Raw genomic sequence first — 13,905 nt, forward strand, 5'->3', positions numbered from 1 at the left:
GTATACGGTTTGCGAAAAAGCGCGAAAATCTGAATCGAGCAATAGCTGCAGAACGGCGTAGCGGCGGGCATGGCTCTTGGCAATCGCAGCGCGGTGCTGTCGATATCGAATGGTCTCAATCAATCAGTTTTGTGTAACTGATCCCGGCCTGTGGGCCGCCCTCTATCGGATTCGTTTCAAGAGGTGATTGTAATCGGTCTGGCTGGGCCAGCTGCAACGGACCATCGAGTGCGCAACAAGCGAACAGCGATGTTCACCTGTATTTGACGCCTGGACGCGGCGGAGACGCCGCGTCCAGACAGGTTTTTTCAATCAGACGAGATCAAAACGATCGGCGTTCATGACCTTGTTCCATGCGGCAACGAAGTCCTTCACGAACTTCGCCTTGGCATCGGACTGGCCGTAGACTTCCGCAAGCGCGCGAAGCTGCGAATGCGAACCGAAGATCAGGTCAATGCGAGTACCGGTCCACTTGGCCGCATTGGTCTTGCGGTCGCGGCCTTCATAAACACCGTTCTTGCCGGCGACCGGAGCCCAGACCGTGCCCATGTCGAGCAGGTTGACGAAGAAGTCGTTCGTCAGCACTTCCGGATGCGCGGTGAAGACGCCATGTTCGGGCTTGCCGGCCGTGAGCACGCGCAGGCCACCGACGAGAACCGTCATTTCAGGCGCGGTCAGCGTCAGCAGCTGGGCGCGATCAACGAGGGCTTCTTCCGGCTTCAGGAACTGCAGGCGGTTGCTGTTCACGTAGTTGCGGAACCCGTCAGCACGCGGCTCAAGCGCTGCGAAGGAAGCAACATCCGTCTGCTCCTGCGATGCATCCATGCGGCCCGGCGTGAACGGCACGACGATGCCCTGGCCACCGGCCTTGGCCGCCTTTTCGACACCAGCTGCACCCGCAAGCACGATCAAGTCGGCGAGCGACACCTTCTTGCCGCCGATCTGGGCTGCATTGAAGTCCTTCTGGATGCCTTCGAGAGTGCCGAGAACCTTGGCGAGCTGTGCCGGTTCGTTGACTTCCCAATCCTTCTGCGGCGCAAGGCGAATGCGCGCGCCATTGGCACCGCCGCGCTTGTCGGAGCCGCGGAAGCTCGAAGCGGACGCCCATGCGGTCGAGACGAGTTCCTGAACGGTGAGACCGGAGGCTAAGACCTTGACCTTGAGGTCGGCGATATCCTCATCGTCGATAAGGGGATGATCGACGGCCGGGATGACATCCTGCCAGATCAAGTCTTCTGCCGGAACTTCCTTGCCGAGATAGCGGACCTTCGGGCCCATGTCGCGATGGGTGAGCTTGAACCAGGCGCGAGCAAAGGCGTCTGCGAACTGATCCGGGTTTTCGAGGAAGCGGCGTGAGATCGCCTCGTAGACCGGATCGACGCGCAGTGCGAGGTCGGAGGTGAGCATTCGCGGCAGGTGCTTCTTCGAAGAATCGAACGCATCCGGAATGGTGGCACCAGCGCCCTTTGCGACCCACTGGTGGGCACCGCCCGGGCTCTTTTCCAGCTCCCATTCATAGCCGAACAGGTTCCAGAAGAAGTTATTGCTCCACCTGGTCGGGGTCGTCGTCCAGGTAACTTCCAGACCGCTGCCGATGGCATCGCGGCCGACACCGCTGTTGAACTTGCTCGTCCAACCGAGCCCCTGCGCCTCGATCTCTCCGCCTTCAGGATCGACGCCGACAAACGAGGGGTCGCCGGCACCATGGGTCTTGCCGAAGGTATGGCCGCCGGCGATCAGCGCCACGGTCTCTTCGTCATTCATCGCCATGCGGGCGAAGGTCTCGCGAATGTCGCGAGCGGATGCGAGCGGATCGGGCGTACCGTTCGGGCCTTCCGGGTTGACATAGATGAGGCCCATCTGCACAGCGCCGAGCGGTTCTGCCAGTTCGCGTTCTCCGCTATAGCGCTCGTCACCCAGCCAGGTGCCTTCCGGACCCCAGTAGAGCTCTTCCGGCTCCCAAACGTCGGCACGGCCGCCGGCAAAGCCGAAGGTCTTGAAGCCCATGGATTCGAGCGCGACGTTGCCGGTAAGGATCAAGAGGTCGGCCCAGGAAATGCTGTTGCCGTATTTCTGCTTGATCGGCCAGAGCAGGCGGCGGGCCTTGTCGAGGTTGACGTTGTCAGGCCAGCTGTTGAGCGGCGCAAAACGCTGCTGGCCCTGACCGGCGCCACCGCGGCCGTCAGTGATACGGTAGGTGCCGGCGCTGTGCCAAGCCATGCGGATGAAGAGACCACCGTAGTGACCGAAGTCGGCCGGCCACCAATCCTGCGAATCCGTCATCAACGCATGAAGATCCTTCTTCACTGCGTCGAGATCGAGCTTCTTGAACTCCTCGGCATAGTCGAAATCCTTGCCCAGCGGATCCGAAAGGCCGGAATGATGGTGAAGCATCTGCAGGTCGAGTTGGTTCGGCCACCAGTCGCGATTGCCTCTGCGACTTGCTCCCGAATGATCAACGGGACATTTACCCGCGCTGTCAGGTTTCTGGTCCATAGTTTTCTCCTGTTGCTCCAGGCGACCGTTCGACAGCCGCCTTGTCCGTTAAACTATTGGGCCTGATTGCGTGCCTGCACCTCACTCCGGTCAACCGGAGTCGGCACGCATCCTCCCTCTAATTTCTTTTTATCGGAAGCGTATGATAATTTTAAGTTGGATTTACTGATGAGCGCGATAAGTTTGCCTTATGACCAACGTTACACTGAAACAGCTTCGTTATTTTGAAGCCCTGGCACGTCACGGCCGGTTCCGGCATGCGGCCGATTCCTGCGCGATTTCGCAGCCCGCTTTGTCCATGCAGATCAAGGAGCTTGAAGAGGAGTTGGGCGGAAATCTTTTCGAACGCGGTGCGCGGGAGGTCAGGCTGACTGCCTTCGGACAACTCTTTGGGCTCAGGGTTCGCGATATTCTGCGTGCCGTTGACGAACTTGGAGACCTCGCCCGCGCGTCACAGGACAGGTTGCTGACGCGGCTGAGAATCGGGATCATTCCGACCATAGCCCCCTATTTGCTGCCGGCGATCATCAGCGATCTGAACAAGACCTTCGATAATATTGAGATCCAGGTGCGCGAGACGCTGACGGCGAGACTGGTGCATGAAGTGGCGCAGGGCGAATTGGACCTAGCGGTCGTCGCATTACCGGTATCGGAACCATCGCTAACCGAAATCAAGCTATTTGAAGAGGAGTTCCTGCTGGTCCGGCACCGCGAGGACGAAGGCAAGCCCGTGCCGGAACCTGAAGCCTTGCGCGAAATGCGCTTGCTTCTTTTGGAAGAGGGCCACTGCTTTCGTGATCAGGCCCTGTCCTTCTGCGGTATACAATCGACGCGCCCACGGGAAATCATGGAGGGCAGTTCGCTCTCGACGCTGGTGCAAATGGTCAGCGCCGGCATCGGTGTCACCCTGATCCCGGAAATGGCGGTGCCGGTGGAGACGCGCTCGGCCGATGTTTCCATCTCCCGGTTCCGCAGACCCCAGCCCCTAAGAACGATCGGCATCATCTGGCGCAATTCGACGCCTCTGGTTAAACAACTGCTGCAGATTTCGGAGGTTATCCGCCACTCGGCCGCAAGCCTGCATCAACACGTCGATCCCACACGACCCGGTATCGAAGGGTGATTTTAGCTGTCCCACTGGCCGGTCCGCCGGTCGCGCTCTAGCTTCCTGCACTAATAACAGGGGAACGGCTGAGTTGGATCTGATCGAACTGATGCCCATGACGCCGAACTGGACGGACATTGCGCTCCGTCTGGCAGCAACGGTCATCGCCGGCGCATTCATCGGCCTCGACAGGGAGCGAGGCGGACATCCCGCGGGATTGCGCACGACCATCCTCGTTGGGCTCGCCGCCTGCCTTTCGATGATCCAGGCGAATATCCTCCTGGCGACGAGCCAGAGCGTAAACGGCTCGATGGATATCCTGCGCTTCCCGCTCGGCATCCTTACCGGCGTGGGCTTCATCGGCGGAGGCGCGATCCTGCGGCGCGGCGACATTGCAACCGGCGTCACCACCGCTGCGACTTTATGGCTGATAACGGCAATCGGCCTGTGTTTTGGTGGCGGGCAGATCGCGGTCGGCGCCATCGTGACCCTTCTGGCAGTGCTGATCCTCTCTCCACTCAAGCATGTGGACCGCTGGATTTCAGGCGAGCAGAAGGGCACCATCGCAATCAAACTGGAAGGCGGCGCCGGGATTCCAGATGTGACGGCGGCAACGCCTGCACTCTCCGAAGCAAGCTTCACGGGGCTTAGGGATTTCGACGACGGACATCGCGAGCTAATCTACGATATCAGGTGGAAATCCGTTCGCGGCGTTCCAGGCTCGGATCACATTGCTGCATCGCTGGAACAGAATTTCCGCGTTACGCGCTTTGAGCATCGCACCACTCTAACATAGAGCATCGGCTTCACGTGGGGCACGTGAGGTGTTTGGAAGCACGATGACTAGCCAAACGATCGTTTGTGTTGACGAAACTGGGAGATGACGGAAGGCTGACGCCACCATAGAACGGAGAATGACCTTGCCGCTTCTTGTTCAGAACAACAGCCGGATGCAGCGCTATGAGCTGCCAATTAACACTGATGCAATGGCCATGGCCTACTATCGGATGGAAGGCGACAAGATCGTCCTTACCCACACCGAAGTTCCGTTCGAATATTCTGGCGCCGGAATCGGAACGAAGCTTGCCGATGGGGTTTTCGCGCTGATCAGAGAAAACGGCCAGAAGGTCATCCCACAATGCGAGTTCATGGCGCGCTACGCCGCAAAGCACCCGGAACACAATGATCTGATCACTGGCTGATAGACGCCGGCAGCAGTTACACGGGCTCAATTCCCTCGCGGCCGCATTCCCATACGACCGCGATATTGGCCGATCGCTTTATTCCAGCCCAGCCCTGTCCAGACCGTAAAGCTTATCGGCCGAGCCCGGCACGGCCTTGACCGCAACGCTGATCCGGTTCCATGCGTTGATGGCCATGACCTGGAAGGTCAGATCGGAAACTTCCTTCTCGGAAAGCTGGCCGCGGACCTTCTCATAGAGTTCGTCAGGAACCCCGGTGTCGGAGAGCTTGGTAACCGCTTCGGTCCAGGCAAGCGCTGCACGCTCGCGCGGGCTGAACAGCGTCGATTCACGCCAGGCGGCGACGTGATAGAGACGGAGCTCGCGTTCGCCGTGGATCTTTGCTTCCTTGGAATGCATGTCCACGCAGAAGCTGCAGCCATTGATCTGGGACGCGCGGATTTCGACCAAATCCTTTATCGTCTGCTCGATGGAGCTCTCTTTCAGCTCCATGGTAAAGGCGGTCAGCTTTTTAACGAGTTCCGGCGAAAGTTGGGCGTAATTCAGTCTTTGCGTCATGTCATCCTCGTCCTTCAAAATTACTGATTTGGGGAGCCGACCGCCAAGGCAAGCGCCTGCATGCGGTCACAAAATGAGTAGCAAGCGCACGGAAAAACGGTAGCTAACCATCGGTTGGGGGATGAGCTCAGGCGGCCTTGTCAGTCGCGGTGGCTGACCGAGATTTCGGGCGGGACTGCCGCACCTGTGGCGGTCTCGCGAGCTTGCTTACGGCGATGCATGCTTCCGTATCTCGGTCTCGATGAAATCCGAAAAGAGGCGCAGCCGGTAGGTCGGCATTCGACCGAAAGCGTGGACAGCCTGGAACGGCATCGTCTCCAGCTCGAGGTCGGGCAGAAGCTGGATGAGTTCCCCTCGATCCAGCTCCTCCTGAACGATGCATTTCATCAGATAAGCAACGCCTGCTCCACTCAATGCCGCAAATCGGATCGCCGTCGCCGTGTCGAGGTCCACCTGGCCCGTCGGTATCATCGTCGCGCCATTGGCAAAGTGAATGGGATATGTGTGGCCGTCGATCGCATACCGCGCGAAGGGAATTTCACGCAACCTCTCCACCGAGTTCACCCGTCCCCACGTTTCGACAAAGGCAGGAGACGCAACCAGCGCCATTTCCAGATGCACCAGCGTTCGCATCATCAGGTCGCTTCCCGCGACCTTGCCGACGCGAAAGGCGATATCGTAGTTTTCGCGAATCAGGTCGACGTGGCGATCCGTCGTCCCGAGATCGAGCGTTATGCCGGGATGCTGCGGCAGGAAACGCGTGAAGATGGGTGGCATCAGCAGCCTCGCAAGCTCGCTCGGCAGGCTTACGCGCAAATGGCCGGTCGCGCCGCGATCCGCCTGAAAGACATCCGATGATTCCTCGATCTGCCGGAGAAGTGGCGCAATATTTCCGAAGAAGGTTTCTCCGTCAGGCGTCAGCGTCAGGATACGTGTCGAACGACGAAAGAGCTTCCCCCCCAGCAGGCTCTCCAGCCGGGAAACGCTTTTAGATACGCCCGAGGGCGTTGTCTGCAGGCTGCGCGCCGCAGCACTGAAGGATCCCGTTTCCACGGTTCTGACAAAAGCTATCAGCCCCGCGGTTTCGCCCAGCAAATTGCCCATCTCGCCTCCACGAATTCGACCTGCAGATAAGCAGCCGCCCGGATATCGGCTGCGGCGCCGCAATGGTCACCCATGTGCATGGTTGCGGAATACGGATCGGATGGCTTGCAGCAGATAGGACCGACGGCGGTCATGCTGCATGGCATGATTGCCGATATTCTCGCTCAATGCCTCCCGATAGGCGAGATTTGCCGCAAGGTCTTCTGCGAGTTCGGGGCGCTCGTACAGGAGCGGTGCAAAAGCCTCCTTGCCGATTTCATAGACGGTCACCCGTGTTACCGCCTGAAGCGCATGGCTCTCTCCAATCCCGGCAAGAAAGCCCCCTTCGCCAAAAAAATCGCCAGGCGCCAGGCGCGCCGTCTCACTGCCGTCTCTTAGCATCGAAACGATGCCTGCCCGGATGATCATCAGGCTGGCAAGAGAGTCTCCTTCTTTCGCGATCTCGTCACCGGGAGCAAACGTGCGCTTGGCCGCAGATGCCGCAAGCGTCGTTATCTCGTCGGCTGTCAGTGCAGAGAAAACGGGGATCGCTTCGATGAGACTTTGCGCCGGGCCTGCACTGGAGACCAGTACATTCTGTGCGACGGGCTCGTCTGCGGTGATGACCTTGCTGAGCGGCATCGCAAGCTGAAGTCCGCTGGACTTGCAGTGGCGGTACACAAGATCGATGACTTCACTGCGGGCGAGGCCTCGCCGCAGCGGACTGGTGACTTGAAAATAGAGTTCGATATAAACCGCGCTGGCATCGATGCCGACAAGCGAAACCGCCGGGGGTGGGTCCTTGATGATGGAATTGCAGCTATCCAGCACCGTCTGCATGACGCCGAGGATGATGTGCGGCATGCGTGTCGGAACAATTCGGATCGACAGCGTAATCAGGTGGTTTTCATCCGGTTGGCTGATATTGGTCAGCCCAAGTTTGGCAAGCACGCTGTTCGGCAAGACGACGATATTGTGGGCGGCCGTCAGCAGATGCGTCGAGCGCCAGTTGCTGGCAACGATCCGTCCTTCCGTGCCATCGCTGAGCAAAATCCAATCGCCGATGACATAGGGACGTCCGAGCGTCAGAGCGATCCCCGAGAACACGTCTCCCAGCGTATTCTGCAAGGCAAGACCAAGGATGACGGCGATGACGCCTGACGTCGCGAGCAACGTTCCGATCGGAACCCCGAAGACGAAAGCCATGACCGACAGGGCGACACCGAGATAAACCACCGCGACCAAGAGGTCCTGAATGAGCCTTGCTTCTCGCGGCCTGCCATCCAGCACGATGTAGATGCGCAGGAAGCCGATGACGGCCCAGGAGAGATGAACCCACCAGAGGATCTTGGCAGAGACAAAAAGTGCGCTCATGCTTTCCAGATGCGGCGGGTCAAACCGAAACGGAACAATCCCTGCCAGCAGGAGAATGATCGTCATCGCGGCAAAGAAGGCGATCTGCACGATCAGGCGCGCATTTGGCCGGGAACGGCCCTGCAGATGCCATACGACGATGCCCGCTATGCCCAGGGCATTCAGCAAGACGACGAACGAAACGATTTCCTGCGGCATCCGCTCTTCTCATCGACAAAAATTGCAAGGAAACACCCCCACCCGTCGTCGCTTGGAATTTAACGACCGGCCAGGCGGAAAGAAATAGCTTTTAAGCTCGGTCCGGTCGGGCTATGCCCGACGCCGAGTTCTCGGAAAGCCTGCCGGCGGCGTCCTGGTTTCGCCCGCGTCGAGATCGAGGCTTCTGAGTTCGAGCGGTAATTCCAGCCGATTGAGTAGAATACGGATTTTCCACGCGCTTCCAGGAAATCGACCGTCATAAAGGCGAAGCATGATCGGGCCTTTGGCAATAAGTGCACGACCCCTAGTTTAGCCACTCGCCAGCCTGCCTGACTACTAAAACAAGAGTGGGCTTGACACCAAACCTGGCATCCATTGTTCGACAGCCTTAAGTGCGAATCCATCGGGCCATCGCCACCGATCGGCCAAGCAATATTTGTCGATACCACTACGGTTGAAAACCTGGCTGATATCGTCGCGGATTTTCAAACTGCGCTTCCAAGAACCTTTGATTGAGCCAGCTGGAGCGAATCTCTGGCCGGAGACAAACTTCTGTTTAGTTGAAAGGCGACTAATATCTATTACCATAGGATGCAGGCTGAGGGCTGCCTCATGGGGAAACAGATAGTCGCTAAGGCTTCCATTGGCATCAACGATGTCGGGGGTCCGGCGAGCAGATCCATACCATCTTGAAAGACCATCTGTTCCACTGATGCCAGCAATTTATAGGGTGTACCAATATCCTCAAAATGCCGGATGAACCGGCTCAATGTTGTCAGAGGTCTTATGCAATCCGGGCAAAAAACGACGATCGCAATCATTGACGACGATCAGTTTCTGTTGGAATCGCTGAAGGATCTGTTTGAAGCGACCGGCATTGAAAGCCGGACCTATGCGTCCGCGGACGCCTTCCTCAATTCCGGCGACATGCATCATGTGAACTGCATATTGGCGGACGTGAGAATGCCCGGAACCAGCGGCCTTGAACTGCTCTCAGCCGTGGTCCGGGATGGCGGTCCGCCGGTTTGCATAATGACCTCTTTTGCCGACAACCGCACGGAAGCAGCCGCAAGATCATCGGGCGCAGCTGCGTTTCTGGAAAAACCGCTGAGCTCCAAAGACCTGATGGAATTCGTAGCCTCTGCTGCAAAGCGTTGATCCCGGCCACGGCATATATCCAAATCAATTTCGCTCAGGACTGCGAAACCATTCGTCACTATGCTCACCATCTGCGCGGCAGCAACATCAGGGCTTCGAGCTTCAGCCCAGGCAAGGGGCGCTGGTGATGAACGAGGAGCAAAATGCATAAGCTTGACAGCGCCAACCGCCATACCCTCGTGAACTGGCTGATATCAGGCGTGAGAGACGAGCTGCAGATCGAGCCCATATTTCTGCAACTCTGTGACCGTCTTGTTGCTTGTGGCGTCGCCCTCAGCCGCGCCAGTCTCCATCTTCGTGTTCATCATCCCCAGTGGCTCGGAACGCGCGTGGTCTGGGTCAAGGATGACAGGCAAGCGGATATCACGACGATCGGCTACGATGTCGAGGCGACCGACGCCTTTCTCAGAAGTCCGTTTCGTGTCGTCATCAAAAGCGGCGTGGAAATCCGGCAGCGGCTTCAGATCCACGGACCGCATCAATTTCCCGTCTTCGAAGAATTGAGGGAGGAAGGCCATACCGATTACCTCGCCTGGCCTCTTGACCATACCCAGGGCAAGAGACACCTCGCGACGTTTTCGACGAGCGAGCCCGGCGGATTCACGGGCGAGGAAATAGCGTTCTTTCGAGAAATCCTTCCGCTGTTTTCACTGGTCAGCGAAATTCGCCTCAAGAACCAGCTGGCGCTGACGCTGCTGCAAACCTATGTCGGCCCGCATGCCGGGGAACAGATTCTGGACGGCGCAACGACACGCGGAAGCGGCATGTCGATAAATGCAGCGATCATGATCTGCGATCTCAGAAGCTTCACGAAGCTATCCGATCGTCGGCCACGCGATGAGGTTATTTCCATCCTGAACCAGTATTTCGATGCCATCGCCGATCCGATCGAAAGGCATGGCGGCGAAATCCTCAAGTTCATGGGGGATGGATTGCTGGCCGTCTTTCCCCTTGAGCAGGCCGACGCCTGTACCGATCTCCTGCAGGCCGTTTCCGAGGCGCAAGAGGCGATCAAAGGGCTCCAGGGAACAGCTCTCGGACATGAGGTCCGCTACGGCACGGGCATTCATCTCGGAGAGGTGATGTATGGCAATATCGGCTCCAAGAAGAGACTGGATTTTACCGTGATCGGCCCGGCCGTGAACATTGCCTCCCGTCTTGAAGCTCTGACGAAGGAACTGCAGCGCCCTGTCCTGATATCAGCAGACTTCGTGCGGATCGCGGGCTGCGCGGATCAGACGGAATGCCTGGGTGCCTATAACCTCCGAGGCTTCGAACAGCCGGTCGAAGTTCATGCGCTTCGCCTTCCACCGATCGGGCTCTGACATCAGATGGCTAAGTTTCGTTTATCACTTGAGCCTCGGACGCTCATCCACCGTCACGCTGCAATCCATAATATAGCCGGTTCCGCGTGCCGTCCTGATGAGTCTCGGGTTTGACGGTTCCGTTTCCAGCTTGCGTCGCAGGCGCAGAACCAGCGCATCGATGCTTCGATCGAAGACCTCCTCCGAATGGACACGGCTCGCCGCAAGCAACTTTTCGCGGGACAGGACCTGTTTCGGCGCGTTCAGGAATGCGACCAGGAGATTGAATTCGGCGGCGGTCAGCTTCGTCTCGCCGAATTCCGGCCGTGTAAGCGCCCGCTGGCGCATGGCGAGCGTCCAGTCGCCGAACATATAGGTCCGACGCTCCCGGCCGGCCTCGGGCGCGGGCCTCACGCGCATGGCCGCCTTCAGCCGTGCCAGGAATTCTCGCAGACCGAAAGGCTTGACGATGTAATCGCTTGCGCCAAGTTCGAATCCCAGCACCTTGTCGGTTTCCTCGACGCGGTCGGCACTGGTGATGATGATGGGCGCCGTCGAGAGTGTCGCCAGCTGCTGCACAATCTTCAGGGCGTCCTCTCCCTTGAGATTCAGATCGATGACAAATGCATCGACCATATTCGTCGAGAGCATGTTCCGCAGTTCATCGCCGCTGCTGATGGCAGTAACGCGAAACGCCTGCTGCATGAGAAAATCACTGATGAGGCTGCGCGCAGAGTGATCGTCATCGACAACGAGGATATGCTGCATGGGCTTCTCCGTCTGGCACCGCCACGGGGCAAAGCTCAGCCAGATATAACAATGGCTTGCGATGAGTTTGTCGTTGATGGCGCCCCTCTCCGTTCATAGTCGAAGAGCGCCTGCCGGACGATCAAACGTCCGTTTAGGTTTCACCGGAAAATCTGCAGGTTTACGGTGCTGCTGAAACGCCGCCTTCAAATCCCTTGACGCTCAAGCCTGATATTCAGGCGCACGGACGGCCGTGAATGAAACGGAAGTATAGCTTCTCACAGGCCATATAAAGGATAGCGTCATCGGGCGTCACTCGGCAGAAATACTCCTCCCAGAACAAACATTTCGCGACGCCTATCAGGCATCTTGGAATAAGGAGACTATATGGACCCGCAACATTTCCGGCCAACGCGCCGAGATACGATGACGGGAGCGATTACACTTGCAGTCGCTGCCGCAACATTGAAATTTTCCCCACCTGCAATGGCCGATGAGCCGAAGAAATCGAAGGAAGAACATGCCATGAGCAATGAATACGTCACCACGAAAGACGGCGTCCAGATCTTCTACAAGGACTGGGGTCCGAAGGACGCTCAGCCGGTCGTTTTCCACCATGGATGGCCCCTCAGCGCCGACGACTGGGATAACCAAATGCTTTTCTTCCTCGGCAAGGGTTATCGCGTCATCGCGCATGACCGCCGTGGTCACGGCCGCTCCAGCCAGGTCAGCGACGGTCACGACATGGACCATTATGCCGCCGACGCCGCGGCCGTCGTCCAGCACCTCGACCTCCGCAACGCGATCCATGTCGGCCATTCGACCGGCGGCGGCGAGGCAACCCATTATGTCGCGCGTCACGGCAAGGGTCGGGTCGCCAAGCTCGTCCTCATCGGCGCCGTCCCACCGATCATGGTCAAGACGCCGACCAATCCGGGCGGCCTTCCGATCGAAGTCTTTGATGGCCTGCGCGCAGCGCTCGCGGCAAACAGGTCGCAGTTCTACATCGACCTGGCCAGCGGCCCGTTCTATGGCTTCAATCGTCCGGGCGCCCAGGTCTCGCAGGCAATTGTCCAGAATTGGTGGCGTCAGGGCATGGCCGGCGGTGCCAAGGCCCATTACGACGGTATCAAGGCATTTTCGGAAACGGACTTTACCGAAGACCTCAAGTCGATCGAAGTCCCGACCCTCGTTATGCACGGCGACGATGACCAGATTGTCCCGATTGCCGATTCCGCGCCGCTTTCCGCAAAACTGCTGAAGAATGCCACGCTGAAGACATACAAGGGTCTGCCGCACGGCATGGCGACGACGTATGCCGACGTCGTCAATGCGGATCTGCTGAGCTTCTTCAAGGCCTGACGATTTGGGGCGCCGTCACGGCGCCCCCTTTCAGACTGCATGGCGATGAGCTTCAATTGTGCTCGTCCGAAAACAGTCGACCGGCAATGCACTCACCCAAAACGATCAAAGCCCCTTTCGGGGCTTTGCTTATTTCCATGCGGATTTTGATGCTCGATCAGTGACCAGGAGGCGGCGTAGCCGTCTTGACCCACTCGGAGTACCGGGTCTTGCCGATCCGCACCTGGCTACCGGGCATAAGGGAGTCCTGCTTCAGCAAGGCGCCGAAATAGCGGGTCTGGTCATCGGCGACGACCTCACGCTTGTCGCCGATCTGGCGCATATAACGGGTGACGGCATCGGCAATCTTGATCGGTTCCGGACCGGCAATTTCGACGGTGGCGTTCAGCGGGTTGCCGAGAACGACATCGACGAGCGCGTCGGCAACATCATCCGAGAAGATCGGCTGCATCATGGCCGGCGAAAGGTGAACCTTGTCACCCTGCACACCGGATTGAGCGATACCGAACATGAATTCGAAAAACTGCGTCGAGTGAACCAGGGAATAAGGAATCCCAGATTCCTTGATGATCTTTTCCTGGGCAAGCTTAGCGCGCATGTATCCGCTCTCCGGAAGGCGTTCCGTGCCGACAACGGACAGAGCGACATGGTGCTTCACACCGGCAGCCGCTTCAGCGGACGCGATGTTGTGACCCGCAGTCTGGAAGAATTCCATCACTGCCTTGTCTTCGAAAGACGGAGAGTTGGAGAGGTCGACCACGACCTGCGCTCCCTTCAGAACATCCGCAAGCCCCTCGCCGGTAATCGTATTGACGCCGGATGCGGGAGAGGCGGCAATAGTCTCGTGGCCCTTGGCCTGGAGGCGCTTGACGAGCTTCGAACCGATCAAACCGGTTCCGCCGATAACAACGATTTTCATAATTTGCTCCTTTTTGCTGTACCAAAGAGTTGAAAGAACGCTCCGCCGCGCAAACGAGGCGGGCGGTTGTTAGTTCAGACCAGCTTTGTCCGGACAGGGCGCTGCGTCAGCAGCCACAAAACCCATGAGCACCTTGAGAAGCTCAGGCGATTTCTCCGTAGAATGAATAGGTTGCGTCATCGCCTCGGTCCTGGATTCTACTGGGATAGTTGGCTGCCTTAGATCAGCGACCAGGATCCAAACCTAAGCGATTGTGGTCTGACGCATACCCAAACATACGTTGGGGATCTGCCAGCATCCCATGCGATTGACCAGAAATTCAGGAGGAAATGCCGGCCAAACGGGCACCGGCCAAGCGGCCTCGGGATTCTGCAAAGGGTCGAGCTTTCACTCGAATGG

General features: G+C 58.2%; 12 protein-coding genes. 6 read left to right on the plus strand and 6 right to left on the minus strand.

Going from position 1 to position 13,905, the window contains the following annotated elements; translation table 11 throughout:
- Nucleotides 1-312 precede the first annotated feature (312 nt).
- Nucleotides 313-2,496, minus strand: coding sequence for a catalase/peroxidase HPI (gene katG / locus AC1DTN_RS09395; RefSeq protein ID WP_442206781.1), 2,184 nt, complete (start codon nucleotides 2,494-2,496; stop codon nucleotides 313-315).
- Between the two features lie 190 nt (nucleotides 2,497-2,686).
- Between katG and AC1DTN_RS09400 the strand changes: the two genes are divergently transcribed.
- The 3 genes from AC1DTN_RS09400 to AC1DTN_RS09410 all read left to right on the plus strand — a co-directional run bounded on the left by AC1DTN_RS09400 (nucleotide 2,687) and on the right by AC1DTN_RS09410 (nucleotide 4,803).
- On the plus strand, nucleotides 2,687-3,619 hold the full coding sequence (locus tag AC1DTN_RS09400) for a hydrogen peroxide-inducible genes activator (protein WP_113320161.1): 933 nt from the start codon (nucleotides 2,687-2,689) through the stop codon (nucleotides 3,617-3,619).
- A gap of 73 nt (nucleotides 3,620-3,692) precedes the next feature.
- Nucleotides 3,693-4,397: an MgtC/SapB family protein gene (locus AC1DTN_RS09405; protein WP_442206782.1), complete on the plus strand. Its 705-nt coding sequence runs from the start codon at nucleotides 3,693-3,695 to the stop codon at nucleotides 4,395-4,397.
- 124 nt (nucleotides 4,398-4,521) lie between these two features.
- A complete protein-coding gene (locus tag AC1DTN_RS09410) occupies nucleotides 4,522-4,803 on the plus strand; it encodes a GNAT family N-acetyltransferase (protein ID WP_477920607.1) in 282 nt (93 codons plus the stop codon).
- 78 nt (nucleotides 4,804-4,881) lie between these two features.
- Here AC1DTN_RS09410 and AC1DTN_RS09415 read toward each other — a convergent pair whose 3' ends face one another.
- The 3 genes from AC1DTN_RS09415 to AC1DTN_RS09425 form a co-directional block, all read right to left on the minus strand.
- Complete coding sequence (locus AC1DTN_RS09415; RefSeq protein ID WP_113320163.1) at nucleotides 4,882-5,361, minus strand: carboxymuconolactone decarboxylase family protein; 480 nt, start codon at nucleotides 5,359-5,361, stop codon at nucleotides 4,882-4,884.
- Between the two features lie 207 nt (nucleotides 5,362-5,568).
- The gene (locus AC1DTN_RS09420; RefSeq protein ID WP_442206783.1) at nucleotides 5,569-6,465 is read right to left on the minus strand and encodes a LysR family transcriptional regulator; all 897 of its coding nucleotides are present in this window, start codon (nucleotides 6,463-6,465) and stop codon (nucleotides 5,569-5,571) included.
- 66 nt (nucleotides 6,466-6,531) lie between these two features.
- Nucleotides 6,532-8,016, minus strand: a complete 1,485-nt coding sequence (locus tag AC1DTN_RS09425; RefSeq protein WP_442206784.1) for a cyclic nucleotide-binding domain-containing protein — start codon at nucleotides 8,014-8,016, stop codon at nucleotides 6,532-6,534.
- Between the two features lie 756 nt (nucleotides 8,017-8,772).
- Here AC1DTN_RS09425 and AC1DTN_RS09430 point away from each other — a divergent pair.
- Both AC1DTN_RS09430 and AC1DTN_RS09435 read left to right on the plus strand, forming a co-directional pair.
- The gene (locus tag AC1DTN_RS09430) at nucleotides 8,773-9,174 is read left to right on the plus strand and encodes a response regulator transcription factor (protein WP_439017825.1); all 402 of its coding nucleotides are present in this window, start codon (nucleotides 8,773-8,775) and stop codon (nucleotides 9,172-9,174) included.
- 143 nt (nucleotides 9,175-9,317) lie between these two features.
- On the plus strand, nucleotides 9,318-10,499 hold the full coding sequence (locus AC1DTN_RS09435) for an adenylate/guanylate cyclase domain-containing protein (RefSeq protein WP_442206785.1): 1,182 nt from the start codon (nucleotides 9,318-9,320) through the stop codon (nucleotides 10,497-10,499).
- A 24-nt stretch (nucleotides 10,500-10,523) separates the two neighbouring features.
- On the opposite strand, the gene AC1DTN_RS09440 is transcribed toward AC1DTN_RS09435, so the two are convergent.
- A complete protein-coding gene (locus AC1DTN_RS09440) occupies nucleotides 10,524-11,246 on the minus strand; it encodes a winged helix-turn-helix domain-containing protein (RefSeq protein WP_442206786.1) in 723 nt (240 codons plus the stop codon).
- 504 nt (nucleotides 11,247-11,750) lie between these two features.
- On the opposite strand from AC1DTN_RS09440, the gene AC1DTN_RS09445 reads away from it, so the two are divergent.
- Nucleotides 11,751-12,587, plus strand: coding sequence for an alpha/beta fold hydrolase (locus AC1DTN_RS09445; protein ID WP_442206851.1), 837 nt, complete (start codon nucleotides 11,751-11,753; stop codon nucleotides 12,585-12,587).
- Between the two features lie 157 nt (nucleotides 12,588-12,744).
- Here AC1DTN_RS09445 and AC1DTN_RS09450 read toward each other — a convergent pair whose 3' ends face one another.
- Nucleotides 12,745-13,506: an SDR family oxidoreductase gene (locus AC1DTN_RS09450; RefSeq protein WP_113323293.1), complete on the minus strand. Its 762-nt coding sequence runs from the start codon at nucleotides 13,504-13,506 to the stop codon at nucleotides 12,745-12,747.
- Nucleotides 13,507-13,905: the final 399 nt, after the last annotated feature.

Source organism: Rhizobium sp. 01T444 (assembly GCF_056398305.1).

Coding starts and splice junctions, on each gene's coding strand:
- katG (WP_442206781.1), bottom strand. CDS start 2,496: ATGGACCAGAAACCTGACAGCGCGGGTAAATGTCCCGTTGATCATTCG.
- AC1DTN_RS09400 (WP_113320161.1), top strand. CDS start 2,687: ATGACCAACGTTACACTGAAACAGCTTCGTTATTTTGAAGCCCTGGCA.
- AC1DTN_RS09415 (WP_113320163.1), bottom strand. CDS start 5,361: ATGACGCAAAGACTGAATTACGCCCAACTTTCGCCGGAACTCGTTAAA.
- AC1DTN_RS09420 (WP_442206783.1), bottom strand. CDS start 6,465: ATGGGCAATTTGCTGGGCGAAACCGCGGGGCTGATAGCTTTTGTCAGA.
- AC1DTN_RS09425 (WP_442206784.1), bottom strand. CDS start 8,016: ATGCCGCAGGAAATCGTTTCGTTCGTCGTCTTGCTGAATGCCCTGGGC.
- AC1DTN_RS09430 (WP_439017825.1), top strand. CDS start 8,773: ATGAACCGGCTCAATGTTGTCAGAGGTCTTATGCAATCCGGGCAAAAA.
- AC1DTN_RS09435 (WP_442206785.1), top strand. CDS start 9,318: ATGCATAAGCTTGACAGCGCCAACCGCCATACCCTCGTGAACTGGCTG.
- AC1DTN_RS09440 (WP_442206786.1), bottom strand. CDS start 11,246: ATGCAGCATATCCTCGTTGTCGATGACGATCACTCTGCGCGCAGCCTC.
- AC1DTN_RS09445 (WP_442206851.1), top strand. CDS start 11,751: ATGAGCAATGAATACGTCACCACGAAAGACGGCGTCCAGATCTTCTAC.
- AC1DTN_RS09450 (WP_113323293.1), bottom strand. CDS start 13,506: ATGAAAATCGTTGTTATCGGCGGAACCGGTTTGATCGGTTCGAAGCTC.